This window comes from Streptomyces sp. NPDC046876 (genome assembly GCF_040645035.1).
Lineage (GTDB): Bacteria > Actinomycetota > Actinomycetes > Streptomycetales > Streptomycetaceae > Streptomyces.
In genome coordinates, this window is record NZ_JBEYXK010000001.1 from 25,852 (window position 1) to 42,278 (window position 16,427).

Consider the following 16,427-nt stretch of genomic DNA (forward strand, 5'->3'; position numbering starts at 1 on the left):
CTGCCGGCTGAGACCGGGGTCCGACCAGCCTCAAGCGGCGGTATCGGCGCCGCCCGTCGGGCTCGGGGCATCGTCCCGGCGCCGGGGCGCCGTTGCCGCGGACAGCAAGTAGCCCGCCTGGAAACGGGACTTGGCGCCGACCGCTCGCATGATTTCCGCGATGTGGCGCTGGCAGGTCCGCTCCGACATGCCCAGGCGGCGCGCGATCACCTTGTCCTCCAGGCCCTCCGACAGCAGTCGCACGATGGTCTGGCGCAGCTCGTCCGACAGGGACTTGGCCGCCTCCGGGGTCACCGTCGTGGGGAACGGCTCCGCGTCCGGCCAGGCCCGCTCGAAGGCCGAGGTCATGAAGTGGACCACGCTCGGCTCGCGCACCACCAGTGCCGCCCCGGCGCGGTCCGGGACCGCCATCAGCCCCGTGTGCCCGTCGAAGACCAGCATCCGCATCAGCCCGTCCCCGACCGTGCGCACCTGCGCGCCGAGCGCCGTCACCCGCTCCACGTACGCCGCCGTGGGCCGCGAGTAGCGCGCCGTGTGCTGGTAGATCGTCCGCATCCGGACGCCGCGCGCCAGCAGCGACTCGTCGCGCCCGATGGCCTCCTGGAGCGTCTCCAGCGGCCGCGCACCGCCCGGCTGCGAGGTCAGCAGCTCCTTCTCGCAGCCCGCGACCAGCTCCGCGATCAGCGCCCGCACCGCCCCCAGGTCGGTGACCGTCTCCAGCTGCTGGCGCCCCGACCCGCTGCGGTCGCGCTGGACCGCCCCGGCCTCGTACGCCGGCACCAGCGCCTCCAGCCGCCCGCGCAGCCGGTCCATCTCGTCGTGGGTCTCGCGCACCAGCAGGGCGAGCGGGGCCAGCGCCCGGGCCGCCGCGGTCCGCGGCGCGACGGCGCTCCACCGGTCGGGGCCGCCGCCTGGGGTGCGCTGGAGCAGGTGCGCTGCCGCGAGCTCGGTGATCGCCGCGGCCGCCCGCACGCCGAGGGCCTCGGTGGCCTCCTCCGGGGCGAAGGAGTGCCGCTCGACGGCATACGCGTACAGCCGCCGGGCGGCGGGGCTCAGGTCGCCTCCGGACGGGGGGACGGCTGCGTCGGCGGGCATACCGTATTCGTCCCGGATTGGGGAGGTTCGTAAACCCCTCGTGTTCCCGCAAGGCGGCAAGACGACGCCCTGACGGGCGGTAACCAGCGCGGACCGCCCGGCAGAGTGGACGCACCGGGAGGGGGAAGCGCGGTACGGGGGAGCCGACCCGCACGGACGGTCCGGGACCAGGACCGTTCTGCTCAGCCGCGTCCCGCCATGACGGCGGCCGCCCGGTGCGCGGGCCCCGCACGGCGGTGGCCGCGCCGGATCCACCGGTGCCATCCGACCGTGAGGGGGCGGAACGGCAGGCACGACCGGACCGGCGCGCCCACCGCCGCGCCACGGAGCCCGGCCGCGGAGCCAGCCGCCGACGGGCGGGAGCGGGGCGGCAGCGGCCGTCAGCCGCCGGCCGCCTTCGCGTAGTCGCCGAAGCCCGTCCAGTCGACGGCCACGCACTGCTCGTCGCCGACGACCCAGGCGTCGTGTCCCGGGGAGATCTGCATGAAGTCGCCGGGGCCGTAGTCCTCCTCCTGCCCGTCGTCCATGACGACGTGCATGCGGCCGCTCACCACGTAGCTCGTGTGAGCGGACTGGCAGCTGTCGGTGCCGGCGAGCGGCTTGATGTGCTCCGACCAGCGCCAGCCCGGCTCGAACACGGCACGGCCCACCGGCCCGCCCTCCGCCTGGATCAGGTCCAGCCGGCCCTTGCCGTCCGCGAAGGGGCGCGTCTCGTCGGCCTCGTCGAAGCTCCTGCGCACGATGGTCATGAAGGATCGCCTCTCCAGGAGAAAGCCACCCCCGAGTCCACTTCTCACCTTACGCGCGGCGGTGCGGTTCAGCCGCGCGCAAGGCCGTGCCGCTCAGCCGCGCAGCGAGCGCCCGAAGCCGGAGGCGAGGGGCATCCGCAGGCCGAGCGGGGGCGGCGCCGCCAGCGCGTCCGTCACCGGCCGCGACCAGCGCGCGCAGAACATCGCGCCGAGTACGAAGTCCACCGCCAGCGCGACGACTTCGGACTGGTGGTCGCGTAACCGGTGGCCGTCGGAGTGGACTTCGAAGCGGCAGGTCGTCCGGTTGGCCTTCTTCGCCCGCGCCGCGAGCCGGAAGGAGGCCTCCGGGTCGCAGCGCGCGTCGTTCGTCCCGTGCACGATGAGCACCTGTCGGCCGGAGAGCTGCTTCACCGGCTCGGGCTCGGCCGCGCCCGGCGCCTCGTCCAGGGAAGGGGCCAGTGCCAGCACGCAGTTGACGGCGTCGTGCCCCGCCGCGAGCAGCGCGGCCCGCCCGCCCGCGTCGTAGCCGGCGAGGCACACCGGTACGTCCCCGTAGCGGCGCACCGCCTCGTCCGCCGCCCAGCGGGCGTCCTCCTCGCGGGTGGCCTGCCCGCCGTGGACGACGGTGTGGGCGACCAGCCCGTCCGCCCCGCCCGCCCGGGCCAGGGCCCGCGCGAGCGGGCGCACCGGGCCGGGGGACCACCGGGAGGCCCCGGGGAGCAGGAGCACCACACCGCTGACCGTCGAGTACGTGCCGTTCGCGCCGGCCGCCCGCCCCAGGCGGGCCCCGCGCGCCGGAGGCGCATCATGTGACATGGCGGAACAGTCTCAGACTGCCAGGTGTACGCGACCCGTCCGTACGGTCTCTGTTGGATATCGACGCCCGGCGCCGCCCGATGCTCTACGCGCGTAGGAGTTAGAGTGCGGAGATGACGAGCGAGACCCCCAACCTGCCCACCCCGGATCAGATCCGCCGCTCCCCGAAGGTGCTGCTGCACGACCACCTCGACGGCGGCCTGCGTCCCGGGACCATCATCGAGCTGGCCCGCGAGGTCGGCTACGAGAACCTGCCGGAAACGGACGCCGACAAGCTCGGCATCTGGTTCCGCGAGGCCGCCGACTCCGGCTCCCTGCCCCGCTACCTGGAGACGTTCGCGCACACCTGCGCCGTCATGCAGACCAAGGAGGCGCTGTTCCGCGTCGCCGCCGAGTGCGCCGAGGACCTCGCCGAGGACGGCGTCGTCTACGCCGAGGTCCGCTACGCCCCCGAGCAGCACCTGGAAGCCGGCCTGACCCTCGAAGAGGTCGTCGAGGCCGTGAACGAGGGCTTCCGCGAGGGCGAGCGCCGGGCCCGGGCCAACGGCCACCGCATCCGCGTCGGCGCCCTGCTCACCGCGATGCGCCACGCGGCCCGCGCGCTGGAGATCGCGGAGCTGGCCAACCGCTACCGCGACAACGGCGTGGCCGGCTTCGACATCGCCGGTGCCGAGGCCGGGTTCCCTCCCACCCGCCACCTGGACGCGTTCGAGTACCTCAAGCGCGAGAACAACCACTTCACCATCCACGCGGGCGAGGCCTTCGGCCTGCCGTCGATCTGGCAGGCCCTGCAGTGGTGCGGCGCCGACCGCCTGGGCCACGGCGTGAAGATCATCGACGACATCGAGGTCGCCCCCGACGGCTCGGTGAAGCTGGGCCGGCTGGCCTCGTACGTCCGCGACAAGCGCATCCCGCTGGAGATGTGCCCCACCTCGAACCTGCAGACCGCGGCGGCCGCCTCGTACGCCGAGCACCCCATCGGGCTGCTGCGCAAGCTGCACTTCCGCCTCACGGTCAACACCGACAACCGGCTGATGAGCGGCACGAGCATGAGCCGTGAGTTCGAGCACCTGGTCGAGACCTTCGGCTACACGCTCGACGACATGCAGTGGTTCACCGTCAATGCCATGAAGTCCGCGTTCATTCCTTTCGATGAACGACTGGCCATGATCAACGACGTCATCAAGCCCGGCTATGCCGAGCTGAAGTCGGAATGGCTGTTCCGGCAGACCGCCTCCACCAGCGGTTCTGTTTCCGCCTAGGCCACGACCTGACGGAATGAGAGCGCCCGGGAAGAGCAATTCCCGGGCGCTTTCTCGTATTTAAGGATGTTTGCGGGCGGCCGTTTGAAGTGACTAGTTTGCGGAGCCGCTCCGTTCCCCGTCGCAAGGACGATCCTTCATGAAGAAGTCAGCCGCCAAGATCCTCGGTGCCGCCGCCGTGGGTGCCGCCTTCGCCGCCGCCGCTGCCGGTACCGCCTCCGCCGCCGTTCCCGCCGTCGGCCTGACCGACGCGCTGGGCTCCGCCACCGGCGCGCTCCAGGGCCTCACCAGCCAGCAGCAGATGAGCACCGACGGCCAGTCCAGCGACCCGGCGGCCCCGCTCGGCCAGCTGACGGACGCGGTCGGCCCGACCCTCGGCGGCCTGCCGATCGGCGGCGCCCTCGGCGGCTGACCCCCGCCGGTCCGCGCGCCGATCCATGCCGGGTCGGCGCCGGATTCGTACGCGTGCACGCGCGGCGCACACCGTTTCGACCGGGGTGCGCCGCGCGGTGCCGTTGTGCCAGGATCCCCGCCAACTGCCCGTCAGGGAAGGGCGGGAGACCGCCCGGCTGCAGCCGGCGGAGAGGTGAGAGGTCACCGGTTCATGCGCCTGAAGACACGGTTCACGGCCAAGGCCGCCACGGCCGCCCTGCTGCCCGCCCTCCTGCTGGGCGCCGCGGGGTGCAGCAGCGGCGACGCCCCCGCGGGCGCCAAGGCGCCGGACCCCAAGGACTCGGCCCCGGCGGCCTCCGCCGCGGGCTCCCCGGGCGCCGCCTCCCCCTCCGGCCCCGCCGCGCGGAAGGCCGGCGGCAGCCGGCTGGAGCGCTCCGCCCTGGAACAGGGGGACCTGCCCGGCTACCAGGTCTCCGCCCAGGGCAAGAACCCCAGTGCCCCCGACGGGCAGCCCCAAGCCGACCGCAAGGCCTGCCAGCCGCTCGCCGACATCATGGGCGACAAGCCGGACCCGGCCGCGCGGGAGACCGTCAACCGCGGGATCGGCTCCCAGAAGCAGGTCGGGCTCGCCGTCTCCGCCTCCGTCAGCTCCTACGCCGAGCGGGACGCCAAGGCCCTCGTCACCCGCCTCAAGGACGCGGTCGCCGCCTGCGGCACGGGCTTCACCGCCACCGTCGAGAAGCAGAGCGGCAGCTACCGCGACGTCCGCCCCGCCGCGTACAGGACGGCCGGCGACGACACCGTCAGCTGGACCACCACCGCGGCCGCCCAGGGCGTCTCCGCCCAGGTCCACGTGGTCGTCGTACGCCAGGGCGACACCGTCGTCCGGCTGATGGCCCTCAACGTGGCCGCGGGCCGGCAGAAGGCACTGGTCCCGCAGGAAGTGGCGGACAAGCAGCTGGAGAAGGTCCGCAGCGCAGGCTGACCGTCGCGCGCTGACCGCCGCGCGCGCTGACCGCCGCGCGGCCGGCCGCCGGCCGCCGGGCAGGCCACCACCGCCCGGCCGGTCACCAGGCGGTGGACGGGGACTTCTCGTTGGGCAGCAGCACCCACAGCGCCAGGTAGATCAGGAACTGCGGGCCGGGCAGCAGGCACGAGACGACGAATATCGCCCGCATCGTGTTCGCGGAAATTCCGAAGCGTCGCGCCAGTCCGGCGCAGACGCCGCCGATCCAGCGGCCGTCACGGGGTCGAACAAGGGCGCTCATGGGATCTCCTCCGAGGTGTTCGCGGGAGTTTCCCGCGATGCCTCAATACTCCCGCGGCACCGCAGACAGAACGTCGGTCCACGGGCCGAGCCCGACCCTGGGAATTCTCGGGGTGGACCCCTGAGGGACCTCCGTCAGACCCTTGCGCGAGCGCCGCAGCCGCGCGCGCAGCGCCGGTACGACGGCCACGTGCGCCAGCACCACGCCGAGGGTGTTCAGCAGCACCGCGTCCACGTCGACGACCCGGCCCGGTACGGCGCTCTGCAGCATCTCGATGCTGAGCGAGACCAGCACGGCGGCGCCGGCGGTGCGGGCCAGCGAGGACCACGCCGCCAGCGGCGAGGGCGCCAGACTCCCGCTGGCCAGCGGCAGCAGGACACCGAGCGGAGCGAGCAGCGCCAGCCCCTCCCCGATCCGGCGGGCGGCCTCCAGCGGCCCGAGCGCGAGATCGGCCCTGATCCCCTCCAGCGGGGTCAGATTGGCCGCCGCCGCCCACGGGACGTCCAGGGGACGCAGGGTGAGCCAGGCGACGAGGAGCAGATGGGCGACCAGCAGGCCCCCGCCGAGGAGCCGGAGCCGCAGGTGTATGGCGGTGGCGGCGCGGTGGCCGACCTCATGACGCTGCACACCTGCGAGGACGCCCCTGTCGGCGGCTTCGGTTCCGGTCCGTTGCGGCCGGTGGAGTCCGATGAGAATCCGATCGGATGAAATGGCCGGCGCGGCGGACGCGTTCGCCCGGGCCCCCGGCCGTCACCACGCACAGTGAGCGCGACGTACCCCGACGTACGCCCGATGCACACCGGTGCATACGACCCGCCACGGAAGGACGGCAGGCATGCCCGTACACCGCAGAACCGCATGGGGGCGGGCCCGGCCCCTGCGCACGTTCGTCTCCGTCATGGGCGCCCACGCCCTGGCCGCCGCCCTGACGGGGCTCGGCGTGGCGCCGGCCCACGCCGCCGACGATGCGCCGACCTGCTTCAACGCGACCGCCACGGGCACCGTCGGCACGCCCGGCGACGACGTGATCATCGGCACCGCCGGCCGCGACGTCATCGACGGCGGGGGCGGCAACGACAAGATCTGCGGCCTCGGCGACAACGACGTCCTCATCGGCGGCCCCGGCGACGACCAGGTCGCGGGCGGCGCGGGCGACGACCAGCTCGACGGCGGGGCCGGCAACGACCTCCTGGTGGGCGACGACATCGCCTGGACCGGCAACGCCACCGGCCCCACCGGCCGGGACCGGATCGTGGGCGGCGCCGACGGCGACTTCCTGGTCGGCGACCACTACGCCGTCCAGGGCACGGCCACCGGCGCCTCCAGGGACCTGCTCTTCGGCGGGGACGGCGAGGACGGCCTGACGGGCGACAGCGTCGGCGACCACGTCACCGGCGGGGCGGACGACCGCCTGGAGGGCGGCAACGGCAGCGACAACCTCGTCGGCGACTCGTCCGGCTTCTACGACGCCGACGGCGCCGGGGACGACGTCCTGCTGGAGGGCCCGGGCGACAACGGCGTCGTGACCGGCGACAGCACCTCGATCCTCGGCAACGTCAGCGGCGCCGGCGGCGACGACATCATCGACCTCGGCGTGGACGGCGGCTTCGGCGCCTGGGGCGACCACCAGACCTACTACGGCACCGCCGTCGGCTCCGGCAACGACCGCATCTTCGGCGGCGCCGCCGACGAGGTGGTCCTCGCCGGCGACAGCGGCCTCGGCGATCCCGCCGGGGCGACCGCGGGCAACGACGTCATCGACGGCCGCGGCGGCAACGACCGCGTCATCGGCGACAACGCCGACTCCCAGACGACCAACGACTCCATCGGCACCGCCGGCGGCATCGACTTCCTGACCGGCGGCCCCGGCGACGACTTCCTGCGCGGCGGCCCCGGCAACGACACCCTCAACGGCAGCGCCGGCACCGACGACTGCGACGGCGAAGGCGGTACGAACGTGCAGCTCAACTGCGAGATCTAAAGGCCCGCCCGGCGGAGCAGGGTCGGACAGGCCGTAGCGCAGGACGGCGCCCCGCGCACCCCGGACCCGGCCGTGGTCCGCCGGCGTCACCCGTTCGGCCCACCGCCGCTCGCCGTGCCGGGCGGGCCCCCGCACGCTCGAATGGCCCCATCCACCCGGGATCTCACCAAGATCCGGCTCAGCGAGAGACGAGGTGGCGCGATGACGACCACCCCCACCCCCGCCCCCACCGGCCGGTCCGGCACCCGCCGCGACTGGGCGACCGGCGGCATCACGTTCGCGGGCGTCCTGATGACCGTCATGGGCGCCTTCACCATCCTGGAAGGCATCGTCGCCCTCTCCAAGGACGACGTGTTCTACCAGCGCATAGGCGACTACATCTTCAAGTTCAACCTGAGCGGCTGGGGCTGGATCCACCTGATCCTCGGCATCCTGGTCCTGGCCACCGGCATCGGCCTGCTCAAGGGCGCCGTCTGGGCCCGGTACGCAGGTGTCGTCCTGGCTTCGCTGGCCGTGATCGTCCACTTCTTCTGGCTGCCCTACCAGCCGCTGTGGGGACTGGTCGCGATCGCCATCGCCGTGTTCATCATCTGGGCCCTGTGCTCCGACTGGGACACGGCCAGAACCTGATCACGAGGCCGGCGCCGGAAACCGGTACCGAAGCCGAAGCCGGCGCCGGCCCCGCAGGCGCTCAGCGCAGGGCCAGCAGCACGATCAGCAGCACCGCGCCCGCCACCGCGGGCGCGATGATCTCGTACGACCAGTGCACCCGCACGCTGCCCTGCGCGCCGACCCGGCCGGCCCCGCGCTCGGCGAGCTCGCGCAGCTCGTCCACCACCTGGTCGGCGTGCGCCCGCGGCGGGTCGGCGGGCGCACCGCCGTCCGGCGAACCGTTCGCCTTCGGCACGGCCATGCCCTTGCCGGTCAGCCCGCCGCGGCGGCTGTACCCCTGGCCCTGGCGCTGCACCTTCTTGCGCTCGCGCAGCGAGACGGGGACCGCCCACAGCTGGTACTTCGCCCCCTCGGCCAGCACCTCCGCCGAGTACCCCGCGCGCACCGCGTCCACGGCCGCCCACGGCAGCTCGATGACCCGGAACGGATTGCGCACGCGCATCCGGTTGTCGTTGGCGAAGACCGCCGGGCGGATCGTGAACGCCACCGTCAGAGGCACGGCGAACAGGGCGATCGCCGCACCCAGCCAGCGGACGCTGCCCGTCCCGCGCACCAGGGCGTCCCCGCACAGCCACGCAATGAGCGCGAGCAGCGCGATGCCCGTGACGACGGCCATGGGGGAGCGGTAGACCCGGTCGTCGTAGACGGGCTCATCAGGCTCGGTGGGCTGCTGGCTGCTCATGGGGCCGATTGTGCCTCACGGTGTCTCGGCCCACGAGATCGGCGTACTCCCGGAAAACGCGCCCGGCGGGCCACCACAGGGGTGGCCCGCCGGGAAGCGGGGTACCGGGGAAGGCTCAGGCGCCGTTGCGGCCGCGGCGGGTGCGGGCCGCGCGGGCCGCCCAGAGCCCGCCGACGATCGCGACGAGCCCGGCGCCCGCGGCCGCGGTGGTGGTGTCGTCGGTGTCGGCGTCCGCGGCGGCGAGATCGGCGTCCGCGGCGACCGGGCCCTGCGGCGCGGCGAGGATCTGCGCACCCTGCGCCTGCTGCGGTGCCTGCTCGGGAGCCTGCACCGGCGCCTGCACCTCGGCCGTCGAGGGCAGCGCGGCCGCGACCGGCTGCACGGCCGCGGTCTGCGGGGCCTTCGGCGCCTCCGGGGCCTTCGGGGCGACCGGGGCGTGGGTGGCGTCGGAGCTCCCGCCGTCCTTGCCCGCGCCCTTGACGCCCGTGCCCTTCGGCAGCGGGTACGAGGCCGTCACCCCGTCCTTGGTGACGGTGAGCACCGGGGCGGCGGTGTCCGCCTTGGTCAGCTTCAGCAGGAGCCCGTTCACGGTGTCGCCGGGGTGGCTGCGCTCCAGCACGGTCAGGACGCGGACCATGTACGGGTCGCCCGGCTTCCACTGCGAGCCCACGAACCGGATCCAGGCCTCGGGGCCCTCCGCTTCGTTGCGCAGCACCGCGACGAGGCCCTCGCCGATGTAGACCGGCTCGCCCGCGTAGCGGTCGTCGTCCGAGGCGGTCGCGTTCGCCGGGGCAGTGGCCTGCGGGGCGGCCGCGGCCGCGGGCGCGGCGAACGCGGGGGCCGCGGCGGGCGCCAGCAGCGCCCCGGCGAGGGCGGCGGTGACGATCGAGGTGCGGAGGGCGATACGCATAACGACTCCTGGAAGCAGTGTCGAGGATGGGAGGGAGAGTCGCATGCCGCGGGGTCTCTGTCGGGCTTTCATCCGGTGAGGATCTGGCGGGCTGCTGAAGAGAAACCTACGGATCCCGTGACTCCGGAGCGTGGGATTCCCGTCATGGCCGTGTAACGGCGCTGACCAGCGCATTCACCCTCCCTCCGACCCCCGGCCGGATCGCTCCCCCGCGACGTTCCCCGTGATCCTCCCCGCGCGGATGTGGCGCACCCCGCACAGATGTGCACCCCTGGGGGGTGACAGGCCGCTACGCGCGTAGATATGCTCATGTGGTGACCATGCCCACCACCCTCACCGCATTCGCTGACGTGACGACGTCCGACAGCGCGCTGCGCCGGTTCCTGCACGGGCTGCCCGGCGTGGACGCCGTCGGCCTGGAGGCCCGCGCGGCCGCGCTCGGTACCCGTTCGATCAAGACCACGGCCAAGGCGTACGCCATCGACCTGGCCATCTCGATGATCGACCTGACCACGCTTGAGGGTGCCGACACCCCGGGCAAGGTCCGTGCGCTCGCCGCCAAGGCCGTCAACCCCGACCCCACCGACCGTACGACGCCGATGACCGCCGCGGTCTGCGTCTACCCGGACATGGTGGCCACCGCCAAGGCCGCCCTGAACGGTGCCGACGTGAAGGTGGCGTCCGTCGCGACCGCCTTCCCGGCCGGCCGCGCCGCGCTGCCCGTCAAGCTCGCCGACACCCGTGACGCCGTCGCCGCCGGCGCCGACGAGATCGACATGGTCATCGACCGTGGCGCCTTCCTCGCCGGCCGCTACCTGGAGACGTACGAGCTGATCAAGGCCGTCAAGGAGGCCTGCGTCCGCGAGGACGGCACCGCCGCCCGCCTCAAGGTCATCTTCGAGACCGGCGAGCTGTCGACGTACGACAACATCCGCCGCGCCTCCTGGATCGGCATGCTCGCCGGTGCCGACTTCATCAAGACCTCCACCGGCAAGGTCGGCGTCAACGCCACCCCCGCCAACACCCTGCTCATGCTCGAAGCCGTCCGTGACTTCAAGGCGCAGACTGGAATCCAGATCGGCGTGAAGCCGGCCGGCGGCATCCGGACCACCAAGGACGCGATCAAGTTCCTGGTCCTGGTCAACGAGACCGTGGGCGAGGACTGGCTGACCAACGAGTGGTTCCGCTTCGGCGCCTCCAGCCTGCTCAACGACCTGTTGATGCAGCGCCAGAAGCTGAGCACCGGCCGTTACTCCGGTCCCGACTACGTGACGGTGGACTGATCACCATGGCATCCCTCTTCGAGTACGCACCGGCTCCCGAGTCCCGCTCGGTCGTCGACATCGCCCCCTCCTACGGGCTCTTCATCGACGGCGAGTTCACCGACGCCGCCGACGGCAAGGTCTTCAAGACCGTCAGCCCCTCCAGCGAGGAGGTGCTGGCCGAGGTCGCCCAGGCCGGCGCCGCCGACGTCGACCGCGCCGTGAAGGCCGCCCGCAAGGCCTTCGAGAAGTGGTCCGCGCTGCCGGGCTCCGAGCGCGCCAAGTACCTCTTCCGCATCGCCCGGATCATCCAGGAGCGCAGCCGCGAGCTGGCCGTCCTGGAGACCCTGGACAACGGCAAGCCGATCAAGGAGACCCGCGACGCGGACCTCCCGCTGGTCGCCGCGCACTTCTTCTACTACGCGGGCTGGGCGGACAAGCTCGACCACGCCGGCTACGGCGCGAACCCGCGCCCGCTCGGTGTGGCCGGCCAGGTCATCCCGTGGAACTTCCCGCTGCTGATGCTCGCGTGGAAGATCGCCCCGGCGCTCGCCACCGGCAACACGGTCGTGCTGAAGCCGGCCGAGACGACCCCGCTGTCGGCGCTGTTCTTCGCGGACATCTGCCGCCAGGCCGGCCTGCCCAAGGGCGTCGTCAACATCATCCCCGGCTACGGGGACGCGGGCGCCGAACTCGTCGCCCACCCCGACGTCAACAAGGTCGCCTTCACCGGCTCCACCGCGGTCGGCAAGGCCATCGCCCGCCAGGTCGCCGGCACCGACAAGAAGGTCACCCTCGAGCTGGGCGGCAAGGGCGCCAACATCGTCTTCGACGACGCCCCCATCGACCAGGCCGTCGAGGGCATCGTCAACGGCATCTTCTTCAACCAGGGCCAGGTCTGCTGCGCGGGCTCCCGCCTGCTGGTCCAGGAGTCGATCCACGACGAGCTCCTCGACTCCCTCAAGCGCCGCCTGTCCACGCTGCGCCTGGGCGACCCGCTCGACAAGAACACCGACATCGGCGCGATCAACTCCGCCGAGCAGCTGGCCCGGATCACCGCGCTCGCCGAGACCGGCGAGGCCGAGGGCGCCGAGCGCTGGTCCCCGGCGTGCGAGCTGCCGTCCGCCGGCTACTGGTTCGCCCCGACGCTCTTCACGAACGTCACCCAGGCGCACACCGTCGCCCGCGACGAGATCTTCGGCCCGGTTCTGTCCGTGCTGACCTTCCGTACGCCGGACGAGGCCGTCGCCAAGGCCAACAACAGCCAGTACGGCCTGTCCGCCGGCATCTGGACGGAGAAGGGCAGCCGCATCCTCGCGGTCGCGAACAAGCTCCGCGCGGGCGTCGTCTGGGCCAACACGTTCAACAAGTTCGACCCGACCTCGCCCTTCGGCGGCTACAAGGAGTCGGGCTTCGGCCGCGAGGGCGGCCGCCACGGTCTGGAGGCCTACCTCGATGTCTGAGACCTCTCTGCGTCTGAACGTCTTCAAGACCTACAAGCTGTACGTCGGGGGCAAGTTCCCCCGCTCCGAGAGCGGCCGGGTGTACGAGGTGAGCGACTCGAAGGGCAAGTGGCTGGCCAACGCCCCGCTGTCCTCCCGCAAGGACGCCCGTGACGCGGTCGTCGCGGCCCGCAAGGCGTTCGGCGGCTGGTCGGGCGCCACCGCGTACAACCGCGGCCAGATCCTCTACCGCATCGCCGAGATGCTGGAGGGCCGCCGGGAGCAGTTCGTCCGCGAGGTCGGCGAGGCCGAGGGCCTGTCGAAGTCCAAGGCCGCCGCGGTCGTCGACGCCGCCATCGACCGCTGGGTCTGGTACGCGGGCTGGACCGACAAGATCGGCCAGATCGTGGGCGGGGCCAACCCGGTCGCGGGCCCGTTCTTCAACCTCTCCACCCCGGAGCCGACCGGTGTCGTCACCGTCGTCGCCCCGCAGGAGTCGTCCTTCCTGGGCCTGGTCTCGGTCATCGCCCCGGTGATCGCGACCGGCAACACCGCCGTCGTCATCGCCTCGGAGAAGGCTCCGCTGCCCGCCCTGTCCCTGGGCGAGGTGCTGGCCACCTCCGACCTGCCGGGCGGCGTGGTCAACATCCTGTCCGGCAAGGCCTCCGAGATGGGCCCGCACCTGGCGGCCCACCAGGACGTCAACGCGATCGACCTGGCGGGCGCCGACGCGGCCCTGGCCAAGGAGCTGGAGATCGCCGCCGCGGACAACCTCAAGCGCGTCCTGCGTCCACAGCCTGTGGACGACTGGAGCGCCGACCCGGGCACGTCGCGCATGACGGCGTTCCTGGAGACCAAGACGGTCTGGCACCCGACGGGCAGCCTCGGCGCCTCGGGCTCCTCGTACTAGTCACGTCACAGGTCACCGGTACGCAAAAAACCGGCCCCGGCAGCCACCCGCGCTGCCGGGGCCGGTTGCCTTTCCACCGCCTACCGGCCGGCTCCGCCGGTGAGGGGTCCCAGCAGCGAGGACGAGGCCGCCTCCGGGAGTTCGCCGACCGACGGGCCCTGGGTCAGGATGCCGGTGACCATGCCGGTGCCGACCGAGGGGAAGTCGGCGACCTTGGTGGCGAGGCCGTTGTCCAGCGGGTCCACGCCCGTGTGCGCGAGCGGGTTCACCTTGAGGTTCGTGATCGGGTCGACGACGCCGGAGAGCGCCGCCGGCACCGACAGCTCGCCCGCCTGCGCGCCGCCGGCGGCCATCGCGAGGGCCGCACCGGCCATGGAGAGGGTGAGCCCAGCGGAGCGCAGCGAAGAGGCGCCGGGGGCTGCGTGACGTGCCATGGGAATCCCGCCTGTGTCGGTCCGTCGGTCGTCGGACTGCCAGTCATCGTGTTCGCGTGCGCACGCAGCGTAGTCGAGGTGTGATCCTGGATACCAACCGGCTGCAGGAGGCATCCCCTGCGCGGGGTAATGCCCCACACTGGTGTTCCGTGAGCAGCTCCTCTTCTTCGCCTACGCGTGTCGTCCTGTTGACCGGGCCTTCGGGTTCCGGCAAGTCCTCGCTGGCAGCCCGGTCCGGGCTCCCCGTGCTCCGCCTGGACGACTTCTACAAGGAGGGCGTCGACCCGACCCTCCCCCTGGTCGAGGGCAGCTCCGACATCGACTGGGACTCCCCGCTGTCGTGGGACGCCGACGTCGCCGTCGCGGCCGTCGCCGCACTGTGCCGCTCCGGCCGCACCGAGGTCCCGGTGTACGACATCGCCACCTCCTCCCGCACCGGCACCGAGGTCCTCGACATCACGGACGCCGCGCGCACCCCGCTGTTCATCGCCGAGGGGATCTTCGCCGCCGAGATCGCGGCCCGCTGCCAGGAGCTCGGGCTGCTCGCCGACGCCCTGTGCCTGCGCGGCCGGCCCTCCACCACCTTCCGCCGGCGCCTGGCCCGCGACCTGCGCGAGGGCCGCAAATCGGTGCTGTTCCTGCTGCGCCGCGGCTGGCGCCTGATGCGGGCCGAACGCGGCATCGTCGCCCGCCACATCGCCCTCGGCGCCCACCCCTGCGGCCCCGACGAGGCCCTGGGCCGCCTGGCCGCGGCCGCAGCCGGCCGCCACCGCACCCCCGCCCCGGCGGCCTGACCCCGGGACCCCGTACGCATGCGAAAGCGGGACCGTGCGGACCCCCGGCCGCACGATCCCGCCTCCATCCCCCCCCAATGGCCCCCGCCCCACCCCCGTAGGACGGGCCCCCTGGCCAGTGGTCTGTGGTGTTACGCGACGAGCTCCTCGAAGGACTCCGCCTCGTCGCGGCCGAAGCTCAGCACCTCGTCGTCGCGCAGGCGGCGCAGGGAGCGCCAGATGCTCGACTTCACGGTGCCGACGCTGATGCCCAGGATCTCGGCGATCTCCGGGTCCGTGCGGCCCTCGTAGTAGCGCAGCACCAGCATCGTGCGCTGCGGCTCCGGGATGCGGGCCAGCGCCTGCCACAGCACCGCGCGCAGCTCCGTGCCCCGCATCGCGTCCGTGTCGGAGGCCGTCTCCGGCAGCTCCTCCGTCGGGTACTCGTTCAGCTTGCGGCGGCGCCACGCGCTGATGTGCAGGTTCGTCATCGTGCGCCGCAGGTACCCGCCGACCGCCGCCTTGTCGCTGATGCGGTCCCAGGCCCGGTACGTCGAGAACAGCGCGCTCTGCAGCAGGTCCTCGGCCTCGTACCGGTCGCCGGTCAGGTGGAAGGCCGTCGCGTAGAGGGCGGCGCGGCGCTCCTGGACGTACGCGGTGAACTCCGCCTCCGAGGTGGAGGACAGGCGGGGCGTCGCGGGCAGGCCCGTGACCGCGGCAGCGGCCTGGTACGTGTTCGCGTCGATGGCCGCCGTGTGCGCCTGCCGGGGACGGGCGACCGTCACCGAACGGGCACCTGCCCGGCGGTTCACATCGTGCAGCCGCGTGACAACCGCGCTGGTGTTGGTGCTGTGCAGCGTGTTCATCTCGCGCCCCCCGTCGTGGAGTCTGCTTCGGTTCCCGCATCCGTTCGGTGCGTTGGTAGAAGCCTGCCCCCCGGACATAACCGGGGTGTCCGCCGACTGTCACAGGCCTGTCACAGCCGCCGTGCCGCACCCCGCGCGGGCCCCGCCGTGAGATCCCCTCACCCGACGGTCGAACTCCCAACCACCGATGGGACAGAATGAGCCCGTGCCTTTCCTGTTGCTGATCGAGGACGACGACGCCATCCGCACGGCCCTCGAACTCTCCCTGACCCGCCAGGGCCACCGTGTGGCCACCGCGGCGACGGGCGAGGACGGCCTGAAACTGCTGCGCGAGCAGCGGCCGGACCTGATCGTGCTCGACGTGATGCTGCCCGGGATCGACGGCTTCGAGGTGTGCCGGCGCATCCGCCGCACCGACCAGCTGCCGATCATCCTGCTGACCGCGCGCAGCGACGACATCGATGTCGTCGTCGGCCTGGAGTCCGGTGCCGACGACTACGTCGTCAAGCCCGTACAGGGCCGGGTGCTCGACGCCCGCATCCGGGCCGTGCTGCGCCGCGGCGAGCGGGAGGCCAGCGACTCCGCGGTCTTCGGCTCCCTCGTCATCGACCGGGCCGCCATGACCGTCACCAAGAACGGCGAGGACCTCCAGCTCACCCCGACCGAGCTGCGGCTGCTGCTCGAGCTCAGCCGCCGGCCCGGGCAGGCCCTCTCCCGCCAGCAGCTGCTGCGGCTGGTGTGGGAGCACGACTACCTCGGCGACTCCCGGCTCGTGGACGCCTGCGTGCAGCGGCTGCGCGCCAAGGTCGAGGAGGTCCCCTCCTCACCGACGCTCATCCGCACCGTACGGGGTGTCGGCTACCGCCTGGACTCGCCGCAGTGATCAAGGCCCTTTTCGCGGGCCGGCGCTGG

19 protein-coding genes are annotated in these 16,427 nt (G+C 72.8%); 10 read left to right on the forward strand and 9 right to left on the reverse strand.

Annotation, left to right across the window (positions count from 1 at the left end; genetic code table 11):
- Nucleotides 1-30: 30 nt before the first annotated feature.
- The 3 genes from ABZ924_RS00115 to ABZ924_RS00125 form a co-directional block, all read right to left on the reverse strand.
- The gene (locus ABZ924_RS00115; protein WP_361901623.1) at nucleotides 31-1,095 is read right to left on the reverse strand and encodes a helix-turn-helix transcriptional regulator; all 1,065 of its coding nucleotides are present in this window, start codon (nucleotides 1,093-1,095) and stop codon (nucleotides 31-33) included.
- 380 nt (nucleotides 1,096-1,475) lie between these two features.
- Nucleotides 1,476-1,844: a cupin domain-containing protein gene (locus ABZ924_RS00120; RefSeq protein ID WP_361901624.1), complete on the reverse strand. Its 369-nt coding sequence runs from the start codon at nucleotides 1,842-1,844 to the stop codon at nucleotides 1,476-1,478.
- Between the two features lie 93 nt (nucleotides 1,845-1,937).
- Nucleotides 1,938-2,660, reverse strand: coding sequence for an alpha/beta hydrolase (locus ABZ924_RS00125; protein WP_361901626.1), 723 nt, complete (start codon nucleotides 2,658-2,660; stop codon nucleotides 1,938-1,940).
- A 113-nt stretch (nucleotides 2,661-2,773) separates the two neighbouring features.
- On the opposite strand from ABZ924_RS00125, the gene ABZ924_RS00130 reads away from it, so the two are divergent.
- From ABZ924_RS00130 to ABZ924_RS00140, 3 genes are all read left to right on the forward strand, one after another.
- Nucleotides 2,774-3,922, forward strand: coding sequence for an adenosine deaminase (locus ABZ924_RS00130; RefSeq protein WP_361901627.1), 1,149 nt, complete (start codon nucleotides 2,774-2,776; stop codon nucleotides 3,920-3,922).
- Nucleotides 3,923-4,061: 139 nt separating this feature from the next.
- On the forward strand, nucleotides 4,062-4,334 hold the full coding sequence (locus tag ABZ924_RS00135) for a hypothetical protein (RefSeq protein WP_361901629.1): 273 nt from the start codon (nucleotides 4,062-4,064) through the stop codon (nucleotides 4,332-4,334).
- A gap of 192 nt (nucleotides 4,335-4,526) precedes the next feature.
- Nucleotides 4,527-5,300 (forward strand): hypothetical protein, encoded by a 774-nt coding sequence (locus ABZ924_RS00140; RefSeq protein ID WP_361901631.1) that lies wholly within the window; start codon nucleotides 4,527-4,529, stop codon nucleotides 5,298-5,300.
- An 82-nt stretch (nucleotides 5,301-5,382) separates the two neighbouring features.
- On the opposite strand, the gene ABZ924_RS00145 is transcribed toward ABZ924_RS00140, so the two are convergent.
- Nucleotides 5,383-5,583 carry a PspC domain-containing protein gene (locus tag ABZ924_RS00145; protein ID WP_361901633.1) on the reverse strand — a complete coding sequence of 67 codons (201 nt, stop codon included), beginning with the start codon at nucleotides 5,581-5,583 and terminating at the stop codon, nucleotides 5,383-5,385.
- Between the two features lie 42 nt (nucleotides 5,584-5,625).
- Nucleotides 5,626-6,210: a VanZ family protein gene (locus ABZ924_RS00150; RefSeq protein ID WP_361901635.1), complete on the reverse strand. Its 585-nt coding sequence runs from the start codon at nucleotides 6,208-6,210 to the stop codon at nucleotides 5,626-5,628.
- Nucleotides 6,211-6,418: 208 nt separating this feature from the next.
- Here ABZ924_RS00150 and ABZ924_RS00155 point away from each other — a divergent pair, with 208 nt between their 5' ends.
- Complete coding sequence (locus ABZ924_RS00155; RefSeq protein ID WP_361901637.1) at nucleotides 6,419-7,564, forward strand: calcium-binding protein; 1,146 nt, start codon at nucleotides 6,419-6,421, stop codon at nucleotides 7,562-7,564.
- A gap of 201 nt (nucleotides 7,565-7,765) precedes the next feature.
- A complete protein-coding gene (locus ABZ924_RS00160) occupies nucleotides 7,766-8,194 on the forward strand; it encodes a hypothetical protein (protein ID WP_361901639.1) in 429 nt (142 codons plus the stop codon).
- Nucleotides 8,195-8,255: 61 nt separating this feature from the next.
- Here the strand turns inward: ABZ924_RS00160 and ABZ924_RS00165 are convergent, their stop codons facing one another.
- Nucleotides 8,256-8,918: a PH domain-containing protein gene (locus tag ABZ924_RS00165; protein WP_361901641.1), complete on the reverse strand. Its 663-nt coding sequence runs from the start codon at nucleotides 8,916-8,918 to the stop codon at nucleotides 8,256-8,258.
- A 115-nt stretch (nucleotides 8,919-9,033) separates the two neighbouring features.
- Nucleotides 9,034-9,828: a hypothetical protein gene (locus ABZ924_RS00170; protein WP_361901642.1), complete on the reverse strand. Its 795-nt coding sequence runs from the start codon at nucleotides 9,826-9,828 to the stop codon at nucleotides 9,034-9,036.
- Nucleotides 9,829-10,148: 320 nt separating this feature from the next.
- Between ABZ924_RS00170 and deoC the strand changes: the two genes are divergently transcribed.
- Genes deoC through ABZ924_RS00185 form a run of 3 tightly spaced genes read left to right on the forward strand, consistent with a single transcriptional unit; the run spans nucleotide 10,149 to nucleotide 13,442 of the window.
- Nucleotides 10,149-11,111: a deoxyribose-phosphate aldolase gene (gene deoC / locus ABZ924_RS00175; protein WP_361902326.1), complete on the forward strand. Its 963-nt coding sequence runs from the start codon at nucleotides 10,149-10,151 to the stop codon at nucleotides 11,109-11,111.
- Nucleotides 11,112-11,116: 5 nt separating this feature from the next.
- Nucleotides 11,117-12,553, forward strand: a complete 1,437-nt coding sequence (locus ABZ924_RS00180; protein WP_361901644.1) for an aldehyde dehydrogenase family protein — start codon at nucleotides 11,117-11,119, stop codon at nucleotides 12,551-12,553.
- The gene (locus ABZ924_RS00185) at nucleotides 12,546-13,442 is read left to right on the forward strand and encodes an aldehyde dehydrogenase family protein (protein WP_361901646.1); all 897 of its coding nucleotides are present in this window, start codon (nucleotides 12,546-12,548) and stop codon (nucleotides 13,440-13,442) included. Before ABZ924_RS00180 ends, ABZ924_RS00185 begins: the two co-directional genes overlap by 8 nt.
- A gap of 80 nt (nucleotides 13,443-13,522) precedes the next feature.
- On the opposite strand, the gene ABZ924_RS00190 is transcribed toward ABZ924_RS00185, so the two are convergent.
- Nucleotides 13,523-13,876, reverse strand: a complete 354-nt coding sequence (locus ABZ924_RS00190) for a hypothetical protein (protein ID WP_361901648.1) — start codon at nucleotides 13,874-13,876, stop codon at nucleotides 13,523-13,525.
- Between the two features lie 83 nt (nucleotides 13,877-13,959).
- On the opposite strand from ABZ924_RS00190, the gene ABZ924_RS00195 reads away from it, so the two are divergent.
- Nucleotides 13,960-14,670 (forward strand): uridine kinase, encoded by a 711-nt coding sequence (locus ABZ924_RS00195; RefSeq protein WP_361902329.1) that lies wholly within the window; start codon nucleotides 13,960-13,962, stop codon nucleotides 14,668-14,670.
- A 131-nt stretch (nucleotides 14,671-14,801) separates the two neighbouring features.
- On the opposite strand, the gene ABZ924_RS00200 is transcribed toward ABZ924_RS00195, so the two are convergent.
- Nucleotides 14,802-15,515, reverse strand: a complete 714-nt coding sequence (locus ABZ924_RS00200) for a SigE family RNA polymerase sigma factor (RefSeq protein WP_361901650.1) — start codon at nucleotides 15,513-15,515, stop codon at nucleotides 14,802-14,804.
- Nucleotides 15,516-15,720: 205 nt separating this feature from the next.
- Between ABZ924_RS00200 and afsQ1 the strand changes: the two genes are divergently transcribed.
- A complete protein-coding gene (gene afsQ1 / locus ABZ924_RS00205) occupies nucleotides 15,721-16,398 on the forward strand; it encodes a two-component system response regulator AfsQ1 (RefSeq protein ID WP_185117195.1) in 678 nt (225 codons plus the stop codon).
- Nucleotides 16,399-16,427: the final 29 nt, after the last annotated feature.

Excerpts from the sequence above, each read along its gene's own strand:
- ABZ924_RS00155 (WP_361901637.1), top strand. The coding sequence starts at position 6,419 with ATGCCCGTACACCGCAGAACCGCATGGGGGCGGGCCCGGCCCCTGCGC.
- ABZ924_RS00165 (WP_361901641.1), bottom strand. The coding sequence starts at position 8,918 with ATGAGCAGCCAGCAGCCCACCGAGCCTGATGAGCCCGTCTACGACGAC.
- ABZ924_RS00140 (WP_361901631.1), top strand. The coding sequence starts at position 4,527 with ATGCGCCTGAAGACACGGTTCACGGCCAAGGCCGCCACGGCCGCCCTG.
- ABZ924_RS00130 (WP_361901627.1), top strand. The coding sequence starts at position 2,774 with ATGACGAGCGAGACCCCCAACCTGCCCACCCCGGATCAGATCCGCCGC.
- ABZ924_RS00185 (WP_361901646.1), top strand. The coding sequence starts at position 12,546 with ATGTCTGAGACCTCTCTGCGTCTGAACGTCTTCAAGACCTACAAGCTG.
- ABZ924_RS00190 (WP_361901648.1), bottom strand. The coding sequence starts at position 13,876 with ATGGCACGTCACGCAGCCCCCGGCGCCTCTTCGCTGCGCTCCGCTGGG.
- ABZ924_RS00200 (WP_361901650.1), bottom strand. The coding sequence starts at position 15,515 with ATGAACACGCTGCACAGCACCAACACCAGCGCGGTTGTCACGCGGCTG.
- ABZ924_RS00160 (WP_361901639.1), top strand. The coding sequence starts at position 7,766 with ATGACGACCACCCCCACCCCCGCCCCCACCGGCCGGTCCGGCACCCGC.
- ABZ924_RS00135 (WP_361901629.1), top strand. The coding sequence starts at position 4,062 with ATGAAGAAGTCAGCCGCCAAGATCCTCGGTGCCGCCGCCGTGGGTGCC.
- ABZ924_RS00125 (WP_361901626.1), bottom strand. The coding sequence starts at position 2,660 with ATGTCACATGATGCGCCTCCGGCGCGCGGGGCCCGCCTGGGGCGGGCG.
- ABZ924_RS00145 (WP_361901633.1), bottom strand. The coding sequence starts at position 5,583 with ATGAGCGCCCTTGTTCGACCCCGTGACGGCCGCTGGATCGGCGGCGTC.
- ABZ924_RS00120 (WP_361901624.1), bottom strand. The coding sequence starts at position 1,844 with ATGACCATCGTGCGCAGGAGCTTCGACGAGGCCGACGAGACGCGCCCC.
- ABZ924_RS00115 (WP_361901623.1), bottom strand. The coding sequence starts at position 1,095 with ATGCCCGCCGACGCAGCCGTCCCCCCGTCCGGAGGCGACCTGAGCCCC.
- ABZ924_RS00170 (WP_361901642.1), bottom strand. The coding sequence starts at position 9,828 with ATGCGTATCGCCCTCCGCACCTCGATCGTCACCGCCGCCCTCGCCGGG.
- ABZ924_RS00180 (WP_361901644.1), top strand. The coding sequence starts at position 11,117 with ATGGCATCCCTCTTCGAGTACGCACCGGCTCCCGAGTCCCGCTCGGTC.
- deoC (WP_361902326.1), top strand. The coding sequence starts at position 10,149 with ATGCCCACCACCCTCACCGCATTCGCTGACGTGACGACGTCCGACAGC.